Source organism: Nitrosopumilaceae archaeon AB1(1) (assembly GCA_033471095.1).
In the GTDB taxonomy this organism is placed as follows: domain Archaea; phylum Thermoproteota; class Nitrososphaeria; order Nitrososphaerales; family Nitrosopumilaceae; genus Nitrosoabyssus; species Nitrosoabyssus spongiisocia.
Window position 1 is genome coordinate 451,459 of the sequence record CP136752.1, and the last position, 26,417, is coordinate 477,875.

At 35.6% G+C, this 26,417-nt stretch carries 30 protein-coding genes and 1 pseudogene; 12 read left to right on the plus strand and 19 right to left on the minus strand.

Translation table 11 applies throughout. The features are described 5' to 3' along the window. Window positions 1-14 precede the first annotated feature (14 nt). The 3 genes from R1F52_02710 to R1F52_02720 are packed head-to-tail and all read right to left on the minus strand — an operon-like array spanning window position 15 to window position 3,761. Window positions 15-1,394: a V-type ATP synthase subunit B gene (locus R1F52_02710; protein WOV93927.1), complete on the minus strand. Its 1,380-nt coding sequence runs from the start codon at window positions 1,392-1,394 to the stop codon at window positions 15-17. Next, a complete protein-coding gene (locus R1F52_02715) occupies window positions 1,388-3,163 on the minus strand; it encodes a V-type ATP synthase subunit A (protein WOV93555.1) in 1,776 nt (591 codons plus the stop codon). Before R1F52_02715 ends, R1F52_02710 begins: the two co-directional genes overlap by 7 nt. 1 nt (window position 3,164) lies before the next feature. Then, window positions 3,165-3,761: a V-type ATP synthase subunit E family protein gene (locus R1F52_02720; protein ID WOV93556.1), complete on the minus strand. Its 597-nt coding sequence runs from the start codon at window positions 3,759-3,761 to the stop codon at window positions 3,165-3,167. 136 nt (window positions 3,762-3,897) lie between these two features. On the opposite strand from R1F52_02720, the gene R1F52_02725 reads away from it, so the two are divergent. Beyond that, window positions 3,898-6,003 (plus strand): V-type ATPase 116kDa subunit family protein, encoded by a 2,106-nt coding sequence (locus R1F52_02725; protein ID WOV93557.1) that lies wholly within the window; start codon window positions 3,898-3,900, stop codon window positions 6,001-6,003. Here the strand turns inward: R1F52_02725 and R1F52_02730 are convergent. Further along, on the minus strand, window positions 5,996-6,769 hold the full coding sequence (locus R1F52_02730; protein ID WOV93558.1) for a rhodanese-like domain-containing protein: 774 nt from the start codon (window positions 6,767-6,769) through the stop codon (window positions 5,996-5,998). The genes R1F52_02725 and R1F52_02730 overlap by 8 nt on opposite strands. A gap of 154 nt (window positions 6,770-6,923) precedes the next feature. After that, window positions 6,924-8,492: an ammonium transporter gene (locus tag R1F52_02735; protein WOV93559.1), complete on the minus strand. Its 1,569-nt coding sequence runs from the start codon at window positions 8,490-8,492 to the stop codon at window positions 6,924-6,926. Window positions 8,493-8,620: 128 nt separating this feature from the next. Between R1F52_02735 and R1F52_02740 the strand changes: the two genes are divergently transcribed. Genes R1F52_02740 through R1F52_02755 form a run of 4 tightly spaced genes read left to right on the plus strand, consistent with a single transcriptional unit; the run spans window position 8,621 to window position 11,229 of the window. Further along, on the plus strand, window positions 8,621-9,253 hold the full coding sequence (locus R1F52_02740) for a hypothetical protein (GenBank protein ID WOV93560.1): 633 nt from the start codon (window positions 8,621-8,623) through the stop codon (window positions 9,251-9,253). A gap of 58 nt (window positions 9,254-9,311) precedes the next feature. Next, the gene (locus tag R1F52_02745; protein WOV93561.1) at window positions 9,312-10,343 is read left to right on the plus strand and encodes a V-type ATPase subunit; all 1,032 of its coding nucleotides are present in this window, start codon (window positions 9,312-9,314) and stop codon (window positions 10,341-10,343) included. Continuing rightward, window positions 10,343-10,594 carry a hypothetical protein gene (locus tag R1F52_02750; GenBank protein ID WOV93562.1) on the plus strand — a complete coding sequence of 84 codons (252 nt, stop codon included), beginning with the start codon at window positions 10,343-10,345 and terminating at the stop codon, window positions 10,592-10,594. The genes R1F52_02745 and R1F52_02750 overlap by 1 nt, the downstream gene beginning before the upstream one ends. Further along, window positions 10,594-11,229, plus strand: coding sequence for a hypothetical protein (locus tag R1F52_02755; GenBank protein WOV93563.1), 636 nt, complete (start codon window positions 10,594-10,596; stop codon window positions 11,227-11,229). The genes R1F52_02750 and R1F52_02755 overlap by 1 nt, the downstream gene beginning before the upstream one ends. Before the next feature lie 279 nt (window positions 11,230-11,508). Here R1F52_02755 and R1F52_02760 read toward each other — a convergent pair whose 3' ends face one another. Next, window positions 11,509-12,054 carry a hypothetical protein gene (locus R1F52_02760; GenBank protein WOV93564.1) on the minus strand — a complete coding sequence of 182 codons (546 nt, stop codon included), beginning with the start codon at window positions 12,052-12,054 and terminating at the stop codon, window positions 11,509-11,511. Window positions 12,055-12,126: 72 nt separating this feature from the next. On the opposite strand from R1F52_02760, the gene R1F52_02765 reads away from it, so the two are divergent. Beyond that, window positions 12,127-12,477 (plus strand): hypothetical protein, encoded by a 351-nt coding sequence (locus tag R1F52_02765; GenBank protein WOV93565.1) that lies wholly within the window; start codon window positions 12,127-12,129, stop codon window positions 12,475-12,477. Here the strand turns inward: R1F52_02765 and pyrH are convergent. The 3 genes from pyrH to tmk are packed head-to-tail and all read right to left on the minus strand — an operon-like array spanning window position 12,458 to window position 14,911. Further along, a complete protein-coding gene (gene pyrH, locus R1F52_02770) occupies window positions 12,458-13,141 on the minus strand; it encodes a UMP kinase (GenBank protein ID WOV93566.1) in 684 nt (227 codons plus the stop codon). The two genes, R1F52_02765 and pyrH, sit on opposite strands and share 20 nt — an antisense overlap. 20 nt (window positions 13,142-13,161) lie before the next feature. Continuing rightward, on the minus strand, window positions 13,162-14,334 hold the full coding sequence (locus R1F52_02775) for an HD domain-containing protein (protein ID WOV93567.1): 1,173 nt from the start codon (window positions 14,332-14,334) through the stop codon (window positions 13,162-13,164). A gap of 1 nt (window position 14,335) precedes the next feature. Further along, on the minus strand, window positions 14,336-14,911 hold the full coding sequence (gene tmk, locus R1F52_02780; GenBank protein WOV93568.1) for a dTMP kinase: 576 nt from the start codon (window positions 14,909-14,911) through the stop codon (window positions 14,336-14,338). Between the two features lie 81 nt (window positions 14,912-14,992). On the opposite strand from tmk, the gene R1F52_02785 reads away from it, so the two are divergent. The 3 genes from R1F52_02785 to rnz all read left to right on the plus strand — a co-directional run bounded on the left by R1F52_02785 (window position 14,993) and on the right by rnz (window position 17,182). Beyond that, window positions 14,993-15,586, plus strand: coding sequence for a restriction endonuclease (locus tag R1F52_02785; protein ID WOV93569.1), 594 nt, complete (start codon window positions 14,993-14,995; stop codon window positions 15,584-15,586). A gap of 7 nt (window positions 15,587-15,593) precedes the next feature. Next, entirely contained in the window at window positions 15,594-15,980 is a 387-nt protein-coding gene (locus R1F52_02790) for a hypothetical protein (protein ID WOV93570.1), read from the plus strand. A gap of 296 nt (window positions 15,981-16,276) precedes the next feature. Further along, entirely contained in the window at window positions 16,277-17,182 is a 906-nt protein-coding gene (gene rnz, locus R1F52_02795; GenBank protein ID WOV93571.1) for a ribonuclease Z, read from the plus strand. Here rnz and R1F52_02800 read toward each other — a convergent pair whose 3' ends face one another. The 5 genes and pseudogenes from R1F52_02800 to thsA form a co-directional block, all read right to left on the minus strand. After that, window positions 17,183-17,431, minus strand: coding sequence for a hypothetical protein (locus R1F52_02800; protein WOV93572.1), 249 nt, complete (start codon window positions 17,429-17,431; stop codon window positions 17,183-17,185). A 68-nt stretch (window positions 17,432-17,499) separates the two neighbouring features. After that, window positions 17,500-17,931, minus strand: a complete 432-nt coding sequence (locus R1F52_02805) for an RNA-binding domain-containing protein (GenBank protein WOV93573.1) — start codon at window positions 17,929-17,931, stop codon at window positions 17,500-17,502. Beyond that, window positions 17,916-18,467 carry an AAA family ATPase gene (locus tag R1F52_02810; protein WOV93574.1) on the minus strand — a complete coding sequence of 184 codons (552 nt, stop codon included), beginning with the start codon at window positions 18,465-18,467 and terminating at the stop codon, window positions 17,916-17,918. Before R1F52_02810 ends, R1F52_02805 begins: the two co-directional genes overlap by 16 nt. A 46-nt stretch (window positions 18,468-18,513) precedes the next feature. After that, entirely contained in the window at window positions 18,514-18,801 is a 288-nt protein-coding gene (locus R1F52_02815; protein WOV93575.1) for a hypothetical protein, read from the minus strand. A gap of 6 nt (window positions 18,802-18,807) precedes the next feature. Continuing rightward, window positions 18,808-20,497: pseudogene (thsA, locus tag R1F52_02820) on the minus strand (thermosome subunit alpha). Between the two features lie 307 nt (window positions 20,498-20,804). On the opposite strand from thsA, the gene R1F52_02825 reads away from it, so the two are divergent. Further along, a complete protein-coding gene (locus R1F52_02825) occupies window positions 20,805-20,954 on the plus strand; it encodes a hypothetical protein (GenBank protein WOV93576.1) in 150 nt (49 codons plus the stop codon). On the opposite strand, the gene R1F52_02830 is transcribed toward R1F52_02825, so the two are convergent. Both R1F52_02830 and R1F52_02835 read right to left on the minus strand, forming a co-directional pair. Beyond that, complete coding sequence (locus R1F52_02830; protein ID WOV93577.1) at window positions 20,944-21,828, minus strand: hypothetical protein; 885 nt, start codon at window positions 21,826-21,828, stop codon at window positions 20,944-20,946. The two genes, R1F52_02825 and R1F52_02830, sit on opposite strands and share 11 nt — an antisense overlap. A gap of 1 nt (window position 21,829) precedes the next feature. Then, window positions 21,830-22,312 (minus strand): peptidylprolyl isomerase, encoded by a 483-nt coding sequence (locus R1F52_02835; protein ID WOV93578.1) that lies wholly within the window; start codon window positions 22,310-22,312, stop codon window positions 21,830-21,832. Between the two features lie 178 nt (window positions 22,313-22,490). Here R1F52_02835 and R1F52_02840 point away from each other — a divergent pair, with 178 nt between their 5' ends. Then, window positions 22,491-22,958: a hypothetical protein gene (locus R1F52_02840; protein WOV93579.1), complete on the plus strand. Its 468-nt coding sequence runs from the start codon at window positions 22,491-22,493 to the stop codon at window positions 22,956-22,958. Here R1F52_02840 and R1F52_02845 read toward each other — a convergent pair. Then, window positions 22,955-23,527: a hypothetical protein gene (locus R1F52_02845; GenBank protein WOV93580.1), complete on the minus strand. Its 573-nt coding sequence runs from the start codon at window positions 23,525-23,527 to the stop codon at window positions 22,955-22,957. The genes R1F52_02840 and R1F52_02845 overlap by 4 nt on opposite strands. Before the next feature lie 85 nt (window positions 23,528-23,612). On the opposite strand from R1F52_02845, the gene R1F52_02850 reads away from it, so the two are divergent. After that, complete coding sequence (locus tag R1F52_02850) at window positions 23,613-24,908, plus strand: ABC transporter substrate-binding protein (GenBank protein ID WOV93581.1); 1,296 nt, start codon at window positions 23,613-23,615, stop codon at window positions 24,906-24,908. Here the strand turns inward: R1F52_02850 and R1F52_02855 are convergent. Both R1F52_02855 and R1F52_02860 read right to left on the minus strand, forming a co-directional pair. Then, window positions 24,901-25,623: an ABC transporter ATP-binding protein gene (locus R1F52_02855; protein ID WOV93582.1), complete on the minus strand. Its 723-nt coding sequence runs from the start codon at window positions 25,621-25,623 to the stop codon at window positions 24,901-24,903. The genes R1F52_02850 and R1F52_02855 overlap by 8 nt on opposite strands. Next, complete coding sequence (locus R1F52_02860; GenBank protein ID WOV93583.1) at window positions 25,624-26,376, minus strand: ABC transporter ATP-binding protein; 753 nt, start codon at window positions 26,374-26,376, stop codon at window positions 25,624-25,626. Window positions 26,377-26,417 lie beyond the last annotated feature (41 nt).

Here is a 26,417-nt window from a genome sequence, read left to right on the forward strand (position 1 = left end):
ACCAAATGACAATATTATTCACCAAAGTATTTGTCAATGTACTTGTCTTTAATTTTAGTAAGCTCATTTTTTGGCAGGTTAGATACTACTTTCCAAGATAATGCCAAAGTCTCGTCGATTGAACGATTCTCATCTACTGCTTGTGTTAGAAATTGCTTCTCAAATACATCTCCTACATCCATATACTTTAGATCAACGTCAGTAAGACCGGCTTTGCCTACGATTCCTGCAAGTGCTCGTACTTCTTGTGCTCGTGAATAGGCATCATAATTTTGATTGGATACTTCCTGATGATCCTCTCGTGTACTACCCTCGCCAATACCGTCTTTCATTAGTCTGCTCAGACTCATCAATATGTTAACAGGTGGATATACCCCCTGTCTAAACAGATCACGGCCAAGCACAATCTGCCCTTCAGTGATGTAACCGGTAAGATTTGGAATTGGGTGAGTGATATCATCAGATGGCATTGAGAGTATAGGGACTTGGGTAACGCTTCCTTTTTTCCCTACTAGTCTTCCTGCACGTTCATAAATTGTAGAGAGATCAGTATAGAGATATCCAGGATACCCCTTTCTTCCAGGTACCTCTTCTCGTGCAGCACTAATTTCACGCAATGCTTCTGCATAGTTTGTCATATCTGTTAGAATTACTAGTACATGCATTCCCAACTCAAATGCTAAATATTCAGCTGCTGTCAAGGCAACACGTGGTGTAATGATTCTCTCAATAGCTGGATCATCTGCTAGATTCAAAAATAGTACACTTCTCTTCAGAGCACCAGACTCTTCAAGACTCTTTTTGAAATACTCTGCCTCACTAAACTGCACACCAATGGCTGCAAATACGACTGCAAATTCATCAGTACCTACTACTGTAGCTTGTCGTGCAATTTGAGCAGCAAGTATATTATGAGACATTCCAGAGCCAGAAAAGATTGGAAGTTTTTGACCACGCACTAGGGTAATCATACCATCAATTACAGATATACCGGTTTGGATAAAGTCCTTGGGATATTCACGTTGTTGTGGATTCATCGGTTCACCATTAATATCGACAAATTGATCTGCAACTGGATCAGGTAAATCATCTTTTGCTCTGCCAAGACCATCGAATACACGACCTAGTAATTCACGTGATACAGGCATCTTCATGACACTGCCAACAAATTTTGCACTAGTCCCAGAGATAGATAGACCAGTTGTTCCCTCAAAGACCTGAACTATAGCCTTGCCATGCCCAATCTCAAGTACTTTACCTAGTCTGCGTTCACCATCACTAGTCTGAATCTCTACCAATTCGTCGAATGAGGCATTTTGTACATCATCAACAATTACAAGTGGGCCTTTGATCTCAGCTATCTTGCTATACTCTACTCCACCTGATGTCAAGATGTTTTTGCCTCCGCTGCTTGTTTGAATTGTTGTGTCATGGTTTGTTGTAATTCATCTAGTTTAGATACTTCATCATCTTTGATACTCATTCTAGCCTTTAACAATGAAGATATTACAGACATTGCACGAATATCACCAAGAGAGGTACCAGTCTTTAGAGATTGAAGACCACTCTTGTAAAATTCTAACATTAATTTCATTAGTTTATACTGTTTCTGTGGACTACAGTATGTATCTACCTCGTCAAATGAGTTTTGTTGTAGTATACCAATTTTTATCATTCTTGCAACCTCTAGGATCAGTTTTTCTTCATCTGGAAGTGCTTCTGGACCTAATAGTCTAACAATCTCTTTTAATGTATCTTCACGTTGTAGAATGTTATACAATTCTGAACGAACAGAGAGCCAGTCTTCACTTACGTTTTCGCCCCACCATTTTGCTACATCTGCTAAATACCCTGAATAACTATTCATCCAATTTATTGAAGGATAGTGTCTAGAGTATGCAAGTTTGGCATCAAGGGCCCAAAATGTTTTGATGAATCTCATGGTATGAGTAGTGACCGGTTCAGTAAAGTCTCCGCCTGATGGGGATACAGCTCCTACAAGACTAACAGAGCCATCACGCTGAGGACTGCCAACTGCCCGAATACGTCCAGCTCGTTCATAAAATTCTGCTAATCTTGATGCAAGATATGATGGATAACCTTCCTCAGCTGGCATCTCCTCGAGTCTTCCACTCATTTCACGCAAGGCCTCTGCCCAACGACTTGTAGAATCAGCAACTAGTACAACATCATAACCCATATCACGATAATATTCAGCAATAGTGACACCAGTGTAGATGCTAGCCTCACGCGCAGCTACGGGCATGTTACTAGTATTTGCAACCAAGACAGTTCTATCCATAAGAGGTTTACCTGTTCTTGGATCTTTAAGTTCTGGAAATTCTACCAACACTTCTGTCATCTCGTTTCCACGTTCACCACATCCAATATACACGACAAGTTGAGAATTTGCCCATTTTGCAATTTGATGTAATGTTACAGTTTTTCCAGTACCAAATGCTCCTGGAATAGAACCGGTTCCTCCTTTGGCAAGTGGGAAAAATGTATCAATGACACGCTGACCAGTAATTAGTGGAACGACTGGATCATAACGAACACCATATGGACGTGGTTTTCGTACTGGCCATTTATGATACATCTTTACTATTGAATTATTTCCATCTTTTTCACATGTGGCAATTTCTGTTTCTAGATTGTAATCTCCTTCAGGTACAATATTTGTAATCTTACCACCCATATGATCAGGTGGTATCATAATTTTGTGTTCAATAAGTTCAGTCTCTTGTACTGTTCCAATAATATCTCCAGGATTCACATCTGCACCAACACTTGATGTTGGAATGAAATGATATGTCTTGGTCATGTCTACTGGAGAGGTTGTGATTCCTCGACCTATGAAAGAGCCAGATTTTGATGCTAGTTCCTTTAGCGGTCGTTGAATTCCATCATAAATTTGTCCTACAATTCCAGGTCCTAAAAGTACGCTGAGTGGATTGCCTGTTCCTATTACTGGCTCTCCGGGTTTCAGACCACTAGTAGATTCGTACACTTGAATAAATGCAACATCACCAGTTAGTTTGATTACCTCGCCGATTAATTTTGCGTCGCCCACAGAGACAGTTTCATACATCTTTGCATCAGACATACCATCAGCTTTGACTGCCGGTCCACTTACCCACACAATTCTACCTTTTGCTACCATTCTACTCCAACCTGAATTTTTCCGTAATATTCTTCCTAATTAAAGGATTCATGTGTTTTAATCTAGCATCAATTGTATTATCAAATATCATAGTATCATCTTTTGATTTTGCACGGATACCTCCCATGCAAACTATACTATCTGAAGACATCTCCGGTCCAGACATGTTAGATAAAATTTTAGCAACCAAGGTTTTATCTTTCTCGTTGGTAGATATTATAATATTTTCAGTTCCCAACATGGTAATAGATTCTTTAATTAATGCAACAAGTAGAGATTCATAAGATGAGTCGTGTGGCATAGTCTTAATTTTAGATACAACCTCATCAAATACTTTGGTTATTGATTCGTGTATTAGTAAAAGTTGTTGATTACGGATTTTAAGATCAGAGCTTCCAACTAGTTGGCGCTTCAATTTGTCTGCCTCTTTATTTCCATCAGATATAATTTTATCATATTCTTGTTCAAGCGTGACGACAGAGTCATCCAAATTTCGTTGTGTTTCGTCCAAAGTAGACTGTAGTTCGGACACAAGCTTGGTGTTGTAGGTACGAATTACCTTGTCTATACTCTGTTCTAGTTTTTCATTGATAGCCATAATATACTTAATAATTTCAGCCCACAATAGACGATATATGAGTTTATGTAAGTGATTCGGCGTATGATAAATCAAGACATTAGGTGTGTCTAATTACTAATTTCACAATATACAAAGATTTTAAAATATCAATAAAATGGTTTCAATTACAGTGACCGTCGGAGAATTAAAGATTGGAACGATCATAACAGCCAGAATGGATGTTGCACGTGTAATTTCACGTCTAGCAGAATTCAAGTGGTTTCACAAGATTGATACGAATAATGAGACTATAACACCGAGTATTGATGATTTACTATTACGAGCACAACAACTACATCAATCAGCTGAGCAAGTAATAAAAGGTCTTGACATACCACTGCGAGTTGGAATTTTAGAGATTATGTTCAAGGGAGTAGCAATTAAACCAAGAGATTATGAGTTGAAGGATATTGAAAATATGTTGGATGATCTACACAATAAACTACCTCTTATTCAAGATGTACAGAAAAAATTGGATAAATTAAATAAGATTAGACAGTCATTGGGAGAGCATACAACGATACAGGCCGGACTGCAAGCTGTAAAATTACTTGATGTAAATATAGATCAAACTAGTATGAGTCATTTTTATACAGATATGTTTATAATAAATACAAAAGATTATTCTGAGATTGAAAATTCTCTACAAGATGTTGTAATGTATAGATATGATTTGAATAATAAAGAAAAGAGCGCAGTTGTTATAATATCAGACATTAATGAATCAGAGAGAATAATTAAAGTATTGAAAAATTTTAATACAAATTCATTTTCAATTCCTCAAGATATGCCACAAATTCCTAGTGAGGCATACAAAATTTGTGAAACAAAAATAAAAGAATTATCAACTCAACAAAAAACACTAACAAAAGAGATTGCCTCTTTGGGTAAGAAAGTAAGAGGGGATTTGTTGAGATTTCATGAAATATCTAGTGTGGTAAAAGATGTTCTTGAGACTCTTCGAAAGCCTGGAGGAACAAAAAACTTTGCTGTGATTCAAGGATACATTCCAGAGAATATGGAGAATGAATTCAAGAGAATTACAGATGAATGGGTATCAATAACTGAGGAGATTACTAATCCTGAAGAATTGAGTAAGCGCCCAACTCTATTTCAAAATACAAGATTTGTAAAGACATTTGAGGTAATAACAAAGAGTCAGGGGCTACCAAAACGCGGTGAACCAGACCCAACATCCATGATTGCACTTGTCTGGCCAATATTTTATGGAATCATGTTTGCAGATCTAGGTCACGGGTTATTATTAATGGGTATGGGATTATTGTTCAAATTTAAGGGTCAGGGAACATTATCCACATGGGGAATGTTAATTGCAATATCCGGAGCCGCAGCTGCAATATCAGGAGTAGGGGCCGGAGAGGTATTTGGTTTTCATATAGATCATATACAACCATTTGAAAATTTGTTACATGAAGGGGGACCGTTGCATTCTGTATCATGGCTTGTTGGTGCAATTAGTGTTTCAGAATTAAACTTTGAACAAGTGGTTAACATACTAAAGGTTTCACTATTCCTTGGAATAATTCATCTACTAGCTGCAATGGGATTACGCATACGTGGTATGATGAAGAGAGGAGATAAACTAGCTGTATTGGTAGAGGGAATTCCAAGTATTACGTTATACATATCCATTGTAGCAATTATGATGTGTGCGATTGGTTCTAGTTATGATGTGATAAGTATGTATTCACAGAGCCATCAAGAAAATGTTCCGTGGGTTACTATATTTCTAGGAGACTGGGCAAAGGTTTGGATAATTACCAGAATAGCTGTGATTGGGGCAATAGGATCTATTGTAGTTTTGATAGTTGGCGGAATATTACATGCAAAAAAGCACAATTCAGCAGTAAATCCGGCAAGTATTGTAATGGAGACACTACTTGGCAAGACTACTGAAGCCCTTGCACATACAATTAGTTATGCTCGAATTGGAATCATGTTACTAGTGCACGCCGCATTACTTCTTACTGTTAATAATGCATTCAAGTCTCTAGGTGGAGCAGAATCTATTGGAGCTGTAGTATTAATTGTTGGTGGAAACATTGGAATAATGATGATCGAGGGATTAATCGTGTATATTCAAACTTTAAGGCTTCACCTCTATGAATACTTTACAAAATGGTATGAAGGTGGTGCTACACCATTCAATGAGATTACACCAGAAACAGTTTATACCAAATTAATGTGGAAATCTAGATAGACACAGGAAGATGTGGAATGTTTCCCCACTCTCCCCAAGAACCAAGATATACTTTGACATTTTTATAACCGGCTTTCTTTAGCGTAACAAAAGTATTTGCCGCACGATATGCCCCATGACAATAAGTTACAATTTCTGTATTCTTTGAAGTGTCGTAGAGATTATTAATGAAATCATTATCTTGTAGTGTTCCATCAAGTTTTAGATTTTCTGTCCAATCTACGTTTATTGCATTTGGTATGTGACCTCGATTAGACGCTCTTCGAATAATACCATCATACTCTTGTTTGTCTCTAGCATCTATGAGAAATAGTTTATCCAAGTTATCCAAGATATACTTGTATCCAGTTAAGATGGAATCATTTGGTTTTCCTTTGAAATGTACAGGTTGTGAGTGATTAAATTTAGTCTCTAATGGAAGTCCCAATGATATCCAATGTTGCAGGCCACCATCTAGTAGTGCAGAGTTATCATGCGACATGTATTGCGCAAGCCATAGACCACGAGATGCTAGCATTCCAGATACATTATCATAGAATATCACTCTCTTTCCAGATAAACCTGTAAAGGAGAATAGTCTTACTAGTTGTCTGTTAAATGACTCTATTCCCTGAGGAGTGGTATCTATCCAGTGATGCGCAAATAGATTTAGATTTACAGAGTTTGGTATGTGACCCTTGGCGTACTCTTTTGAGGAACGTGTATCTATGATTAATAGATCTGATTTGTTTAGAGAATCAGTTAGATGTATTGGATGTTCAAGCATGTATTATGTATAGAATTTTTTGATATATGAAGATGTATTAGATTGTTATAGTTTAGATATACAATACAGTATTTCTCAACGAAGATGATCAAAAATACACATGTGGCAACGACCGTTCAAGTGGTATCAAAAAAAGAGAAAAAATTTAGAAAGTTTATTCGTTAACGTATGCTCGTTCACCGTGTTGTGCAAGATCGAGTCCGATCTCTTCTTCTTTGGGTGTAACTCGGATTCCTCCGGGCCAGACAGCATCCATGATCTTTAAGATCACAATTGTAACACCGAATGCATAAGCAACTGACATCAACGCTGCGATAACGCTGATAGCTTGTTGTTCATAGCCTTCTGGTGTTCCTGTCCATGCACCAATACCGTCTCCGGTATCCCATATGTGAGGACTGGCAAGTGTACCTGTCAGGATTGCTCCTGTAAGTCCACCCATGCCGTGTACTCCCCATACATCTAGTGCATCATCCCATTTGCGTGCGTTCTTGAATGCAACGCACCCATAACAAACGGTACCTGCAGCAATACCTATGATAATAGAGGCCATAGGACCTACCCAACCGGAAGCTGGCGTAATTGCCACCAAGCCGGCGACAGCACCTGTTGCTGCGCCTACAATGCTTGGTTTTCCAGTATAGGCCCAACTCATAAGCACCCAAGTAGTAGCTGCAACTCCCGCTGCAGTATTTGTAACTACCCAAGCACTTACTGTAATGCCATCAACCATAACTTCGCTACCAGCGTTGAATCCGAACCATCCAAACCAAAGAATGGATGCTCCGAGTACAACCATGGGAACGTTGTGTGGTTCCATAGGAACTTTGCCGTATCCAAGTCGTCTACCGAGTACTCGAGCTCCTGCCAATGCTGCGAATCCTGATGTAATATGTACAACAGTTCCACCTGCAAAGTCAAGTGCGTATGAAGGTGATAATTTTGGATTGAGATTTAGAGATCCGCCACCAATATATCCGCCTCCCCATACCCAATGGGCAACTGGATCATACACAAAGGTACCCCATAATAAGACAAAGATTACTAGAGCGCTGAATTTCATTCGGTCAATTAGTCCACCTACAATTAGTGCAGGTGTAATAATTGCGAATGTACCTTGGAAGGCTGCAAACAGTGCATGAGGCACAGTTCCGGGCCAACTAACGCTACAGATTTCATCTTCAGGGAATACTTGCATTTGATATGCAGCAGACCATGTATCAGTACAGGCGCCTGGTTCACCTAGCGGAGCATAGTGTGATACCATGTTGAATCCAACATAGTCTAAGGAACCCATGTAAAGATTTGCGGGATTATCTTCTGGTACTGGGCCAAATGCTAAGGAATAACCCCAAGCAACCCATTGCCAAGCCATAATACCCATAATTACAAATGTCATACCGATTACGTTGATAGAGTTTTTGGATCTTGCAAGACCGCCGTAGAAAAACGCAACTCCTGGAGTCATAAACAAAACTAGTGATGTTGCTGTAAGCATCCATGCTGTATCACCAGTGTCTATTCGACATGGTAGCATGTTACCTTCGCCATCGTCATACCAACATTCATTTGAATTGCCAGTATAGATGCCACTAGTTCCCTTTACGTGTCCATCGAGTCCGTCGTCTATGGACTGGGCATATGCTTGTGATAAGGCACCAGTCGCTGTTGCGGCTATTGCTGCCACAAGTAATAGAGCATACTTGTGGTTTTTTGTTCTCATTATTCTAGAAAAACGAATAGGTTGTATTAAACATAAAGATATTATTATTTAAAAAAATCAATGTTATTTTATATACAATATTATGATAGTATCATAAAAGTTATAAAATACATTATGAGAATGTGAGCATGAAAAAGCAGAAATTTGCTCTCTTTAATACTTTCAAAACCAAGAGTAATGACCTAACTGGAGAGGCGCAGAGGGAGAGGGCGATAGTAACGATTCTTGCAACCCAAAATAAACCAGATACAACTAGAAGAAAGATCAGTCAGATAATAGCGGGGGATAATTCATGGCAGAATGTCTACTCGGGAATCTATCATGATCTAGATGAGGTATTAATTCCACAAGGATTAGTAGAGGAAGGAGGACGATTACCACTAAAACGTGGACCGAAAGCCATGCAAGAACATGGTGTATCATATTACAAATTAACATTAGATGGTATGATAGTAGCACTATCACTAAGAGAGTTGAAAGACAAGTCAAGTTTGTTGAAGAAAATATTCAAAGTGTCTAAATCAGAATATGATGAAATTCTATTACTAATTGCAAAAAATATGCCAAATCTAATCTCTATAATGTTTGAAGAGTATGTTAAAGAATATTTTGCAGGCAAGTTTAAAAAACTATCACCTTTAGATTTTAATTCTATGGATATGGCTCAGAATTCTATATTTCAGATATGTAAAGAAATTATAAAAGGATGCTCAGATATGTCTAATGAAGATAGACACAAACTAAGTAGAATGCTAAACTAGCAGAATATTAACACTATTCACATAAACATTAAAATCCGTTGCAGTAAGGATTGTACATATGGCAAATTCACATCTATTTGCAACAGTAAAGGCATACAGTAAGAAAGGTAAATTACTCTCAAAGAACGATTTGCAGACATTTGCCGAATCCAGAGACCTAGAAGAATTAATCACTAGAATCAGAAATACAAACTATTCTCAAGCTATGGAGGGACTAGAGAAGACTCCAAATTCTGAGCAGATTGAGTATGCACTACAAAGTCATCTAGCAGATATCCATTATTCCATCGCAAAGACGTCTGATAGTAAAGTATTAGATGCATATTTTATGAAATTTATTATTAGAAATTTAAAATTAATTTTAAAAGGTAGAGTATTACAAAAATCACAACAAGAGATTGAATCGCGTGTAAATTTACATGCAGAGGAATTAATTAGACAACGAGATGTGGTTGTAAAAGCTCTTGTAACTAAGGATCTAGAAGAGACAGTATCTAGTCTTTCAGATACAATATTTGGTAAAGATGTAGCAAAGGCCGCAGCATTATATCAAGAAAATAACAATATCCAAATATTTGATACATATTTTGATAAAACAATAATTAGTCATCTAGCAACTTCTCTGAGAAATTCTGCAGACAGAGACATGACAAGACTTGTAGGAATTGATATTGATTTTTACAATCTACTAAGTATACTACGTGGTAAATTTTGGGAATTAGATACCACTCAGATACAAGATTTAATTATTTCACAAACATCCAGGGTATCGAAGGATTTATTAGGAAGAATGATTAATTCCAATTCTGTCAAAGAAGCATTTGATGAATTATCCACTTCAAGCTATAAAGGGATAATACCGGAAACAGAAAATGAGATTGATGCAATATCTGCATTTGAGCGCTCTATGGATTTACTTGCATACAAGGAGGCATCTGCTAGTTTCACAAGGATGTTTAGTCTTGGAACTAGCATAGGAATTACCAAACTAACTAATTATGAGATACGTAACATCTCTGCAATTGGATTTGCCGTAGAACATGGCATACCTACAGAGACAACGATGGCAAAGATCATAGTGAATGAATAATGATCAAAATATCAAAAAAACCCAAGAAAAATGATGTCAGCTTTATTGGGGTAATTTGGGTAAGCAGTATACTTGCAATGATCTTTACACTCCCAGTATTGGGAATTATTTTTGGCGTGCATCATCTTACTGGAAATTGGGTTTTAGGGATAATTTTGGGTGTGATTACACACTTTACAACATTGATCTTTTCTGGACGGATTTCAAGATTCCTTACACGCAGTATGACAGATATGGTTGATCAAGTTTGATGGGTGATCGTGATTACCGCAGTGTAATCAAAGGCGCTATAGAATCCATTGGCAGAGAAATTGAGCCCAAATTTGATAAAAATGATTTTAAAAATATTCAACTACACGAAGTTGTTTCATGTCTTCGAAGATCATACTATAATAGAATAGATCCAATTGAGAGAGATTATAATAAATTCAGTGATTTACTTAGTGGCTTGGTACGAAAAATGCAATATGGAACCGAGGAAGGAAAGTATGACATCAAAGGGGTAAATTTAGTTGGAAGTTCTGATATGATTGTTGATGACACCATTGTACTATTTAGATTTACAGAAAAGTTACCTGAATCCCCAATGGGCTCAGATATCTTATATCTTAATGGTTGCATGTGGATCTTTGATAAAATGGATGCTATCTTGATATATCTTACAGGTGACCGTCAAGAGACATCATTTTCTCTTAGTAAAAATACAAAGATGTTTGAGGAGACATCTCGTAGAGCAAAGGTATTAACTGATTTATTGCAGACAAAGAAATTACCAATATTAGAACCATCCCCAGAATGTTCAGATTGTCAATATTATAGCCGGTGTTTCATTGATAAAAAGATTGGACGTTCGGTCTCTTTGAAAGAGATGATTGGGCTCAAATAATCATAATAAATTAAAAAGATAATACAAAAAAGTAAAAAAGTTATCTATCTAAAGATAATTAAACATAAAGATATATGATTACTCTAGTGGTTCTGGATGACCTTTACCACGTAGTGCAAATGTCACAATAGCCAAAACTATTGCTACACCTAATGCTGCTCCATATGCTGCTATTCCTGCTTCTGCCATATTTTGTTTTCAGCATAGCGTGAATATATAACTTTAGTGCATATAGTATGGTTTTATGATTTAAACATAATTCTAGTATTTTATGATAGACTAGTATCTGAGATCAAATTCAGCCTCGTTTTCTCCGCCCATAGTCATAGAACTAAGATTATATATCAAATTCCCTACAACTTGCCAAGAGACGTCATCTGATTTTAATAATTCCAAAAATTCGTCATCCAAGTCATCATTTCTTAAAACAATTTTTTCAGTAAGTGTAATTGTTGTATTACTCAAAACAGTAAAAAAGTTAAATCCCACAACCATTCCATCTGCTCGCTCACCAATTTGTCCTTTAGTGATTAATTTATCATTATCATAATCATATAAACTGAATAATACTAGTTGTAAAATGATTGAGCGTTGATTTTTGTTTGTGACATCTATCTTTAAATTAATATATGTTTTTTTTTCAGTAATCTCTACAATCTCTATAGCAGAAATAGAAGGCTCCAATGGTACAACACCAGTTTGAATGGTTCCTACAGTTCTCCCATCATTAGATAATTGTATGGTAGGAGAATTAGACAAGGCAAATATACCTATAATTGCAATTAAAACGATTGCAGTTCCACCAACGTATATTTTACGATTCATGATTTATGATTAATCATGCCATTGAATAAATGTTAAGAAACAGATTATATTTATGATGTAAATAATTATACTATGCAGTACTTTGAGGCCGTAAAGATTGGAAAGAGGCGAGCTAATGAATCTCAGATGCGATTATTTGATGTGGCAGGATTCGCTATGCTGACATTAACAGTAAAGAAGACAGATGGAGAGTTTAGCCCTGTTGGGGAATCAGAATATACCACGATAATCCACACAGATGATGGTTTTGTGGTAATCATTGTAGACGAGGATGGATATACAAAAGCTCAGTCCAAACCACTTGAAGAGGGTGAATGTAGAGAATTTTATAAAAAATTACGCGATACTGGAATGGAAAAATTCACAAAGGATCGTGTAAATATATGGACACAACAATATGATGTCATTTCTGAGTTGGAGTAATTATTGTTCCACTTGTAGATTTACCAGTAATCACTTTTTCTAGAATTTTAAGATCAGCTTTTACAATTCTAGTTTTAATTTGTGAACGCTCTATTATTTTTAAAGCAACTATATCCATAAGATCATAACCTCCTGCCATAGAATCTTCGTGAATTAATATATTTTTCAAATCTTTAATATTAATTCGACTAAATTTTTTAGCCTTTGGATATTTGTTTGGATCTAAATCATATACTCCATCAACATCAGTTGCATTGATAAATTCAGATGCAGAAATTTTCTCAGCAATCAATGCTGCTGTTCCATTTGTACCTGTNCCAGGATGCAATCCACCTGTAACTACTATCTGTCTGCCATCAACTGCGTTCTTTATTTCATGTAAAGTAGTAGGTGGATGCGGATAGGCTTTATTCTTTAATGCATAAATTAGTAATTGTGCATTAAGTCTAGATACATCAATTCCCAATTGATTTAATGAAGATTCATCAGCTCCAGAGGATCTAGCATGTGTGATATAATGTCTAGCAATTTTCCCACCACCGGCAACCACAACAAGTCTGTAACGCTTACTATACAGAGCTAGAAATCTTGCATAATCTTTGAGAGTTTTTGTATTTTCCATCCCAAATATTTTACCAGAGAGTTTGATTACGATTGTTTTCAATATGATTCAAGTAAATTATACTATAATTTCAGTTTTTGGCGATGATGAGCAGTTGTGTATACACGTAGTATGTTGATAGATTTACTAGAAGATTCAGGTAACAAGCTAAATACTTTGACTTTGTCAAGTTTTTGTTCCAATCCACGTTTAGTGAATAATGTCACATATTCAGATTTTAGTGGAGACAGAGAGATTGATGATGTAGATACAGAGTCTATGAATATTTCATTCTCTGGTATATTGAATTTTTTTGCAAAGTGTTTCTGTGCCTTGTATTTGTCTGAAATTTTATGTGATTCATGTATTAATTTTAAGAGTTTTCTATTTGTAAATGCGTCTATCATGTCTCTGGCCGGTTTTAATGATTTAGATTTATTTAACGTTAATAGCTGTGAAAAAAGTGTAATATCATCTAATTTTAAATATTCATCAAGACTCAAATTTGACAAGTGTAGATATTTGTTTGTAATTTGTATTATGTGTAGTAGCATCACTTCTGCAGCTCTTATAGTTTTATGAAAATATACTGCTTGAAACATTTGATATCTAGAATTCATAATAGATTCAAGAGAGTGTAACGCTGAACTATCAAGTACTAATTTATCATTATACACTCCAAGTGAACGTATTATACGTGTATAATTTACTCGTGCATGTTCAGCTCCAGTATAATGCCCATCACGCAACAAGTAATCCATTGTATCTGCGCTCATAAAACCAGATATTATTTCATTGAGGAATTTATTTTTTGTAGAATGCCCTGTAGAAAATTTTGCAATCTGTTTTTTATTAAATGAGTATTTCTCTAAAATATCTCCAATCTCAGTTTTTAAAATGATTTCCTCGGTCATAGATTCGTGTGATGGAACATTTTTGATATGCTCAAAGGTGTGAGAAAAAGGACCATGCCCTATGTCGTGTAGTAATGCAGATACACTCAAGTCATCTAGACTAGATTTGTCTATAATTTCATTCTCTAACAGATGCTCCCCTGCCTGACGTGCAATGTGCATAACACCGAGTGAATGCTCAAACCTAGTGTGTTGCGCTCCGGGATATACCAAATATGCCAAAGAGAGTTGTTTGATACGACGCAATCGCTGAAATATCGGATGATCGACTAGTTGTTGTTCTGTTTCATTAATTCGTACAAAGTGATGTATTGGATCTACTATATCAATATCTTTTTTCATTTCACAACACCTGTTGTTTAACGTATTTCATTATATCTTGATGAACAATTTTTGGATCGTTAGATGCATTTATTATTTGAAAATTATTTTTTTCAGCTAGATCACGATAATATTGTGATACTCGATTTAAAAATGATTCATCTTTTTCAAATGAATCACGATTCATTGTTTTTCTCTCAAATGATTTTTTTGGAGATATGTCTAGAATAATCGTAATATCGGGAATAGGTAATTCATCATCAAGATTCTCCAACCATATTTTTTTCAATCCATTTGCCATACCATATGCAATATTTGATAGTGTGTATCTATTTATTATCACGATTGATTTTTGTTCTGCTTTTTGCAATGAATCAAGACATTCCCATCTATTAGCAGACATCAGACAGTGAATTGTTTTATGATTGTAATTTCTATTACCTGACAGATAAGCTTCTATTTCTTTGCCTAATGGTGTGGTATAATCTGGAAAGCTGAATAATTGGGTTTTTTTCCCCATCTGATTCAAAGCATCAGATAATAATTCAGATTGGGTTTTTTTTCCTGCCTGATCCCCACCTTCAATCGCAATTATCATTGATTTTTGTATTGTATAATCATATTTAGCCCTACAACTATTAACAAAATGTATTAGGAGTTTGATTACTAATCAACGAATATGCACGATACAGTTTACCTCGATACATTAGATGGACTTGAATTTGAGGATCTCTGTGAACAGATGTTCAAGAATCTCGGATATGCAGTAGAGAATATTGTAGGAGTAGGTGATGGTGGACGGGATCTCATTTTACACTCAGTAGATGATGAAAAAATTATAGTTGAATGTAAACACCAGCCAAATTCTACGGTTGGTAGACCAGTTGTACAAAAATTACATTCAGCAGTAATCTCTTCACATGCAAAAAAAGGCATATTAATTACAAGTGGTAAATTTTCCAAAGAAGCAATTGAGCATGCTGAATTACTTACATCACAGGGTATTACTATGGAATTAGTTGATTTTCTGAATTTTGTTGCTCTAGCAGTAAAAGCTAAAATAAATATTTCAACTAGTATGTCAGATACGATTGTGTATAGTTTTCCTATTGCGAATGATACAGAGTTGAAACGTAAATTTCAAAACATATTTGAAAAGTTACAGAGTTGGCCACAATCTGCATACGAAATTGCACAGTTGGAATTAAGTCAAATAGTCCTAGTAGCTCACTATAAGATAAAATTTAGTGTAAAACAAGATTTCAGGTACTAGTGTAGGTGTGATTCATTCAATACACAAGAATGATTTTATCTTAATTCTTGATGCAGCAAATGGTTTACAACTTGGTGAGGAGACTATTTCATTTTTAACAAGCTCGGTATTAATCAATTCTGAGGATGTTGTACAACTATCATCAGTTACATCACGAACAGATTTCAATTTAGATCAGACCAGTCTGATAGAGCATGCAAAGAGGCAGATAATTCATGATTACTCTAAAACCATCAGATATACTGGAAGAAACAACGTGACATATTATAAAAATTGCAAACCCGGAAAGAGAAACATCTCTATCCATGATGTTAAACATGTCTACATACCACATTGTAAAGTCAGCTCTCAAATTCAAAAACACAAAATACAACTGTACTATATTGCAAAATGATACACAAATTAGTATATTATCAACTGATTTGTATCAATGTAATTTATGTGATGAAAAAATAAAAGAAAAATCATTATTATGTAATAATTGTGGTAGTATAGTACATGGACCAAAATTATTTAATAGTCATGGATTTGTTTGCAAAAATTGTGAAAAAACAATTTGTAAAAAATGTAGATATCAAAAGAAGCAGTTTTTATTGTTTAAAAAGAACCTTTGTGAATCATGCTACATGAAATGAATCATTATAATTTGATATTTATAAAGAAAAACAACTTGGAGTTTGTGGGTATCATATGAAATTAGTATTTCTTGGAACATCTGCGGCGCAGCCAACAAAACATAGAGGTATGAGCTGTATGTGTCTAGTACGAGAAGGAGAAATTATCATGTTTGATGTTGGTGAAGGAACACAAATGGCATTACAAAATTCAGGTCTAGGCTGGAATAAAAAAATGAAGATTTTTGTAACACATATGCATGGTGATCACTGTATAGGATTACTAGGATTATTACAAACAATGGCATTACGAGGTAGAAGCAGAGAGATCAAGATTTACGGTCCAACTGGAATTGTTGATTTTTTAAAATCAAACACTACTGTTTTAAATTTTAATCCTAGTTTCCCCATCATAATTTCAGAGATAAATGATGAATTAGTTGATTCAGAGAAGCAGTATGATATACTATGTTGTGCTGCAGAACATTCTGTTTCAGCATATTCATACCTATTTATCGAAAAAGACAAACCAGGATCATTTGATGCAAAGAAAGCAGACAAGATGAAAATTCCCGATGGAGTCGTACGCGGAAAGATAAAGAGTGGTTTGGACATTGAGGTTGATGGTAAATTAATAAAATCATCAGAGTTGGTCGGACCTACAAAAAAAGGAATTAGGATTGGAATCTCTGGGGATACTAGACCCACTAAACAGTTGGAAGAGTTTTTTTCAAAATGTGATTATTTAATATTTGAATCTACATTTAGTGATGAAAATGAGGATCGTGCAAAAGAGACAGGTCACTCTACTGCAAAAGAGGCAGGAATTTTAGCTAAAAAGTCTCAGGTAAAACATTTGATCCTTACACATTTTTCAACTAGATATACTGATGTATCAGAATTAGTATCCGAAGCCAAGGCCGAACATGAATCAGTAGTGGCAGCAGAAGATTACTTGGAGATAAAAATATCAAATGAATAATTATGGTGTAGCATTAACTAGATTTTTTATTCTGTCCTCTGCAGAACTCAATCTCTCCGTACCAATATTTCTCAAACTATTTGTAGTCTCTGATGCAAGTGTAGTTAAATTTTTTCTAAGCTCTGTTGTTTCATATTCAATTGTCTCAAAGAGTGGTGCAGATTCAGGGAATTGTGATTGAATTCCTGTTGAGAATAGAATGTAAATTCCTGCAACTATAGCACCTGCTATGATTAGTTTCAGTATCATAGAATACATTATGTATTTTACCTTTTATATAGGAGTGCAAAAAAAAATGACAAAAGGGAAAATTTTATTTACAAATCTATATCATTATAATTATTACCATAAATCATCCAACCAATTAAGGAACGTATATCATTAGAATCTATGTTTATCTGAATTGGGCCTAGTGGAGATTCATCTTCTTCCTTACATAATGCAATATTATCTACAAATGCTGCCTGTTTATTTAGATAAATCCATGTTTGGTTATCATTTGAATTATTTTGTAATTGTCTCTTGTATGCAGAACTAGTCTGTTTGGATTGTATAGATTCATGAATTTTTCCTAGTGAATGAATATCTGTAGAATGACCATGAATCATACCTTCACTAATGACAACATCAATGAATGGTACAATATTTAACATTGCAGATTTTATTTTTTCTGGATCTTCAGATGGATGTATTTGTGCGCTCACATGAATTTTACAACTAATGTCAGGAATGATCATGATTGAATCCAAAATTTAATAATTTCATCAGCTTTAGTAATTAATTGCTCGATACTAAGATTATTGTTGGATATACTCTCATCAGAGAGCGCAATAGGTTTACTAATTCCCACTCCAAGTTCTCGTGTATCACGTTGATCAAAATTGTCTCTAGTATCTGGATCATCGGATCTGCCTCGCTTACTGAGAAAAGTAAAACGTGTATCTGTGGATGCGTGAACAGAGAGCATTCTCAAAGGATGTGTTTTTTTCAATTCTTGAATTTCTTCGTTGGAGCGTATTCCATCTATAATAATTACATCAAAAGTGGAATCTTGTATATCAGGTTGAATTAATTTTGCTATTGCAGCCATGCCATGTTTTTCTCTTAATTCCAACATAATTTGTCCGAGATTCTCACCACTAGGTGAGACATTTCGCCTCTTGCATTCAGCTCGAACTGCATCTCCCATATTGATAATTTGATATCCTTTGTGTTTCAGTCCTTGGGCTATTGTTGATTTGCCAGAACCAGGCATTCCAGTTAATGCTACTAGTAATTTAGGCATGAAAGTAATTCAAGAAAAATATCTATGAATGTATCGAAATAAACGTCTAGAAGAGTGGGCGATTCACTGTGATGTAGATTAAAATGCATGTTAAACCTGATATAGCAAATCCACCACCAAAGTATGCGTATTGATACTTGCGTACTGTAGAACCCATATAGATTAGACCTGCTCCGGCCATTCCTAGAAATATAATAAAAATCCCACCAATTACTGGACTAAAGTCAGTGTTACGAACTAGAGGATAAAAGAAGCCAGATAAGAATCCAAAAAATAGTATCAAATAGAGGAATTTTGTACCTAGTAGAAATACAGAGATATCTTGTTTTGCCATTACTACTTACATCATTCCGCCCATTCCGGGAGGCATACCGCCCATGCCACCCATACCTGGTGGCATACCGCCCATACCTTCACCGCCACCACCAGGTGGGGCTGTAGACTTTGAGCCGGTAACAATATCATCAATTCGCAATAGCATGCATGCTGCCTCTGTTGCAGAGGATAGAATCTGATTCTTTACTGCCAAAGGCTCTACCACTTCTCCAAACTCCATATTCGATATGGTATTTTCAAGTACATTAATTCCAGTCCATGTCTCGCCTGCAATCTGACGTGATCTTAGAGCAGTGAGAGTATCGATTGGATCCATACCTGCGTTACCTGCTAGTGCTAATGGGATAGATTCTAGTGATTCGGCATATTTTTCAATTGCTAATTGTTCTCTTCCTACAAAGTTTTTAGCCCATGTACGTAGTTTGGCTGCGATAAAGGTCTCTGGAGCACCGCCACCTGGAACAATTAGTGGTGTCTGCATTACATCTTTGACTACCATTATTGCATCGTGAACAAATCTCTCTACCTCATCTACTACACGTTGTGTTCCACCACGAAGTAGAATATTTACTGATTTGGGGTCTTTACATTTTTGTACAAATACCCACTTGTCCTCTTCAATCTTTCTCTCCTCGACTAGTCCTGCATTACCGAGGTCTTCGGCTGTAAGATCTTGTAGATTCGATACAATTCTGCCTCCAGTTGATTTTGATAATTTAGATAAATCACTTTCCTTGACTCGTCTTACAACTAGAATATCACTTTTAGCTAGGTGATGTTGTGCCATGTCGTCTACTCCTTTTTGACAAAATACCACATTAGCCCCTGACTGGATAATTTTATCGGTCATGTTTTTAATCATATTACTCTCCTCTTTTAGAAATGCTTTGAGTTGATTTGGATCTGAAATGTTAATTTTAGCATCAGTTTCAGTCTTTGTTATCTCAATTGCCGCATTCAATAGAATGATTTTAGCCTCCTCTACTCTCTTTGGCATGCCTGAATGAACTACTTCTTTATCTAAAATAACTCCTCGAACTATGCCAGAGTTTTTTATACTGCCTCCAGCTTTCTTGTCCACCTTTATCTCATCGACGTCTAGTGTGAATCCATTCTCTTCTTGTTGTGCAACGGCCAAAGCTGCCTTTACTACTATACGGGCTAGATTATCAGATTCTTTTCTAACTATTTTGGTCTGCATTGCAGTCTTTGCAATTTTAGTTAGTGATTCAGTATCATTTGGAGTTACTCTATTTGCCATCTCTTGTAATAACTCTTTAGCCTTTTTTGCCGCTTTCTTGTAGCCGTCAACTATTACAGTGGGATGTACGTTTTGATCCAATAAAGACTCTGCACTCTCTAGCATGGCACCGGCCAATACTACTACTGATGTAGTTCCATCGCCTACCTCATTGTCAGTAGTCTTTGATATCTCAACTAGCATTTTCAGCTGCTGGATGCTGTACGTCAATTTCTTTGAGTATGGTAGCACCATCATTAGTAATGGTAACATCACCTAGCGAGTCTACAAGCATCTTGTCCATTCCTCGTGGGCCTAGACTGGTATGTACGATATCAGCTATGATTTTAGCTGCTGCAATGTTGTTTTTTTGTGCATCTCTGCCTTTGGTTTGTGTGGCATCGTCTTTGAGTAAAACTACAGGCATGTTCCTACTAACAGGTTGGACACTCATATGTCAAATATGTATAGTTGTTATTTAAAGGTAATAGGTAAAATATAAAATGTGAAATTATTGAATTTTAGATGTTTGAATAATTACAGATATCACACGCATCAAATACTTCCCCTTCTAGATGATCAAAATGTGTATTGCACGATTTGCATGTGTGATGCATAGAATAGTATCCATCAGATTCTATTTGACCGACACGTTTAGAATCTAAATCTACACCATGACATTTTATACAATGACAATTACATTCCATGAGAGAATTAATTTTTAACATTAATCTATATGTTAGTTTGAACACACATGACACATGCCTGATAAAAAGGAAGAGGAAGAGATTAATGATCATGTGCGTATATTTGGCAAAGAGCCGTGGGAAGTTGAATTTGGAGAAAAATGTCCTATATGTGAGAAGAGAATTGATGAATTTGGTTTTTGCTCATGTGGCGCTAGTGGATGATAATCTTTCTAGAAGTGAAGAGAAGAACTGACATCATAGATATAGCAAATATCAACAGATAAACTGGAAATTCTGGTATCACACTAGTTCCAATAATTTGTACAGTACCAAGAGATGGTTTTATGTATATAGTAGTAGTAGAGTTGTTTATCTGCTCAACATTAAAGATTTCAAATTCATCATCATTAACATATACCTGATACGGTTCTCCCAGTAATTTTGTAGGTATAATAATTTCAATATTACGATCTCCATGCTTGATATCAAATTGTATGGTTTTTGTCATCTGATTGAATACAAAGTTGGACAGTTCGTCTGCTGTGTCAATATGTACTTTGAATTTTTCCTCTTCCCATATTACATCAAATATGCGTGATTTATCAGTAGTATATTCGAGAATTACTTGACACCCATGACACTTTACTCCCTTGACATCATCTAGGGATATTGGGATATCATTTGTGTATACTTTGTCAATATGATCGGGAAAGTAAAAGTTTGTACTGGTCAGGTATTGATACTCCCATGTCCATGTATCATTAATCAGATTTACTACACCACCTAGTGTATAACTAATTTTGATATCATCACGATGTGGAAATAAAACTATGGTCTCATTATTACCAGAGTGAGCAAATTGAACAGTGTCATCATCTTCATTTGTTACTAAAATTTCACTAATTATATCACCGGATACTAGTATAACATGATTGAGACCTCCGGATTTTATCAAATGAGTAACATTAGCATTACCGTCTTGATTTATTCTGATATCAAGTGATTTATGTGTAGCAGGATCACCGACTTGAATTTCTTGGGCAAAGGAGAGGGACATTGGTATTAATAGTAAAATAAATAGAATTCGTAGAATCATTTTATTCAATAATTGTAATTTTTTCTATTTTGGCCTCTTGTTGATTTGGACAATCATTTCCATCACGTGGAAGTTTTACAATTTTATCTGCAGTATCCATACCTTCAGTTACTTCACCAAAAGCAGTATATTGTTTATCAAGGAATACACTGTCTGTTGTCACAATAAAGAATTGTGAGCCTGCGCTGTTTGGATCAGTTGAACGTGCCATAGAGACAACTCCACGTAGGTGTGATTTTGGATTAAATTCTGCATTTATAGTATAACCGGGTCCTCCTTGTCCCCAACTTGCTTTGTTGTCAGTTTTTGTATTCGGATCTCCACCTTGGATCATAAATCCTGGTATGACTCTATGAAAAAGTGTATCATTATAAAATCCATCTTTGGCCAATTTGGTAAAATTACGTACAGTTTCTGGAGCAAGGTCAGGTAATAATGTGAATGTAATAGAACCTTGATTAGTAATTATTTGAGCGCTAGTCATATTTATGCTGTTTTAGTTTATCATATAGACTTTATGCTAGAGTGATTTGTTGGCACATGAGTTATTATGTTCAAATATGACATGAATATAGTTGACCACACATTTAGAGAAAAATGATTGAGGATACAAAGTATTTCTATACATATTTTATGTTTGTTCGTTCGGTATGGTATCAATTATGATATATGGTACATGGGCAATGCTAGACGAATGGTTAAGAACTGGAACGTATGTAATGGGTGAGGTTTTAACAAATACTACCATTCCATTTGAAAATTTTGCAAGATTATCTACATGGTTGTTCTTCTCTGCAACTATAGGATGGTATTGTGTAACCAGAGTAGGATGGAAGAGAACTACTAGTAGTAAAATATCACCAGTCCGATTAGCACTAGTACAATTAATGTTACTTGGATTTACAATAATTTGTCTGTATGAGGTAATATGGAATTTTTCTGTACTTACCGGAGAGGTTTTAGCAGGTGTTAAAGATGGAATGTTTCCAGATATTGATGCAATAACTATACTATACCCAGATGAATCAAGACCTTGGAATCTTATATTTGCTACAAAAATATTTCTCACAGGTCTTATAATAAGTGCACATGCATTTTACCTCAGCACACGACCTAGAAAGGTAATCTAGTGTTGTCTTTGATCATACCTTTCTATAAACTCTTGTTCAAAGAATAGTGTATGAATTGGAATGTTGTTATTCTGTTCGAGTTGTTTCATATCGTCTTTTGTTCCTCTGTAAACAATAGACAGTAGAGATTTTATTTCAATGTCCATCTCTTTAAGAATATGCACAGCTTTCAATGCAGAGCCGGCCGTGGTAATTACATCATCAACTATTACAGTAGGGGAGATGACTACTCCTTCTACCTGTTTTCCCAGACCATGACTCTTGGCATTTTTTCGTACATAGAATGATGCTACTTTTGATTCATTTTGTCTATCACTTAGTGAGCTGATTATAGTAGAGATGGAGATGGAACCGGATTCTAATCCTCCAACAGAATTGATATTATCTAGTTGCTTAATTTTTTCATACAGTAATTTACCTGCTAGATTAATTCCCACTGGATTACCAGTTATTTGTTTAAGATCAAAATAGTAATTTGTTTTTCTTCCAGAAGAGAGTGTAATAATATCTGTAGTATATTGAAATGATTTTGCATAAATCATGTCAAACAGAGCATCTCTATCCTCCATGATATCATAACAGAATTAATAATTATAAAGTATTAGACGAATATAATTAAAAAGTTTAATAATATGAATATTCGAGTGGATAATATTGAGTTTAGGTAAGAAAATTGGTATAGGAGTAGCTATAATTGTAATAATTTTAGCTGTACTATTAGTATTAGAGTTTTCCTTTAACATAGATGGTATTACTGANGCAAATTCNAGCTCTGTTATGATTGAAAAGGCAGTTACTGACGTAACAAATTATTCTGAATTATCAGGAGCTGTTTCCATAGGAATGCTTTTACCATTAACCGGAGACTTGTCTTCTAAGGGTGAAGAGAATGCAGCAGCTGGTAAACTTGGAGCCGTCACATTTAACGAGTATCTAGATGAGATAGATGCCAAATGGGAGTTGGTATTAATTTCAGAAGATTCTGCTACAAATCCTGTTATAGCATTGGATAAAATAGCTAGTCTTAATGCTAGAGGAGTTGGAATTGTGGTCGGTGTTGAGACTAGTTCAAATGTAAAAAGTGTCAAAGGATATACAGATTCTAATAATATGATGATAATTAGTTGTTGTTCAACTGCACCTGCATTGGCAATTGCAGATGATAGTGTATATCGTATGGCTCCAGATGACAGTTTCCAAGGTAAAGCTATTTCAAAATTAGTGAGTGTTGAAGGAATAGAGAGTATCATCATTGTGTGGAGAGGTGATGTATGGGGTGATGGTCTTAGTAAAGCTACAAAAGAAACATTTCAAAGTAGAGGCGGAACAGTATCAGAAGGAATTCGTTACAATCCTGAATCACCAGAATTTTCAGCGTCTACATCACTACTAGCAGAACAAGTACGAGGAGCTGTAGATGAGTATGGAGCAGACAAGGTAGCAATTGTATTCTTGGCGTTTGGTGAAGTTTTACAATTCATGCAGTCAGCGTCAAATCATGACATACTAGATGATGTAAGATGGTTCGGACCAGACGGTTACACAAAGGATTATAGATTGGTAGATGATCCTATCGGGCGAGAGTTTTCCTCTACAGTACAACTAACTACAGTCCAAGTAGGATTATCAGATAATGATGTAGTTCCAATTATAGAGGATCATGTTTTAGAAGTTGTTGGACGAGTACCAAATACGTACGCTCATGCAGTCTATGACTCTGTATGGTTGGTAGGACTTGCAATGTTAGAGACAGAGAGTGCTGATCCCAAAGTCATAAAGAGTGTGATTAGAGATGTTGCTGAAAGATATGATGGGTCCATTGGAGGCTCTAATCTCAACGAGGCAGGAGATTTGGCTAGTGCAGATTACGACATTTGGGGAATACGTGATGGTGAATGGAAAGTCGTTGGAAAATACTTTTTTACAGATGATTCTATTTCTATCAATTAATTCCCAAATATAATTTACTTAGATCAGGATGTTTAATTAATTCACTAGGCTTGCCTGCAAAGACATTTTTACCATTGGCAAATAGATAAACACGATCACCCATTTCAAGTGCACGAGTGAGATTTTGCTCAACTAGGATTATCGTAATTCCAAAATCATCGCGCATCTGTTTGATCTTATCTAATACATCTTGGGCAAGTTTAGGAGAAAGGCTAGCTGTTGGTTCATCAAACAACATGACTTCAGGACGACGAATTAATGCCATTGCCATGCCTAACATTTGACGTTGACCACCGCTAAGTATGTTGGATTTAGATTTTTCAAACTTTCTCAATATTGGAAATGTTTCAAATATTTGAGTTATCCGTTGTGAGAATGTGTCCGAATCTAACGTATATCCTGCCATTAGAAGATTCTCTTTAATACTTAAATTTGCAAATACATTATTAATTTGTGGTAAATAGGCAATTTTCCTTCTTGCAACTTGATGAGTAGACATTCCTGTAATATCGTCATCATGAAAAATAATCTTCCCCGAATACACTTTACACAGGCCAAAGATGGTCTTTAACACCGTACTCTTTCCACTTCCGTTCGGTCCTACAATTATTGTAATATCTTTCTGCTTTGCTTCAAAATCTATATCAAATAAAATATGACTATTTACATACCCTGCATTCAGGGAATGTGCTTGAATTATTACTTTTTGTGACATTTATTTCCCCAGGTATGACTCTACTACTTTGGGATGATTAATGACGTCATCAGGTTTGCCATCAACTATAATTTTCCCCTCATCTAGCGCAAACACATGATCCACGTATTGTAGTGAGATGTCTAGTCTATGTTCTACAATTAGAAATGTAATTTTTTGTTTTTTACAAATCTCTGAAATTTTTTTAAATATAGTATGTGCCAAAGTAGGATTAACACCTGCTATTGGTTCGTCCATAAGGATCATCTTACTTTTAGACATCAACGCACGTCCAAGTTCAAGTAATTTTAATTGTCCTCCACTAAGATTTTGGCTTTTTGTGTCTACTTTTTGATCAGAATCAACCATCTTTAATACTTGACTAGCATTATTCATGATTTCTCTTTCATTTTTCTTCCATTGTAAATTTAGAGGTCCCAGAATAGATTCACCAATATTCCCTTTACTAGCTACCAAGAAATTTTCCAAGGTTGTAAGACTAGTAAATGGCTGTGGTATCTGCCATGTACGAACCAGACCAGATTTAAAAGTATCAAGCAAGCTTGTGTTTGTAATATCTTTACCATTAAAGATTATTCTACCACTATCTAATGGAAAGAGGCCAGATATTATATTGATTAGTGTGGTCTTTCCACTACCGTTAGAACCAATTAGTTGGTATATCCTACCTGCATCAATTTCCATGTCTACACCATTCAGCACTGTATGACCACCAAAACTTTTAGAGACTTTTTGTATAGACAAATAACTCATAAAAACTTTAAAGATAGTAGGAAAATAAGAGTTTCCGAGGA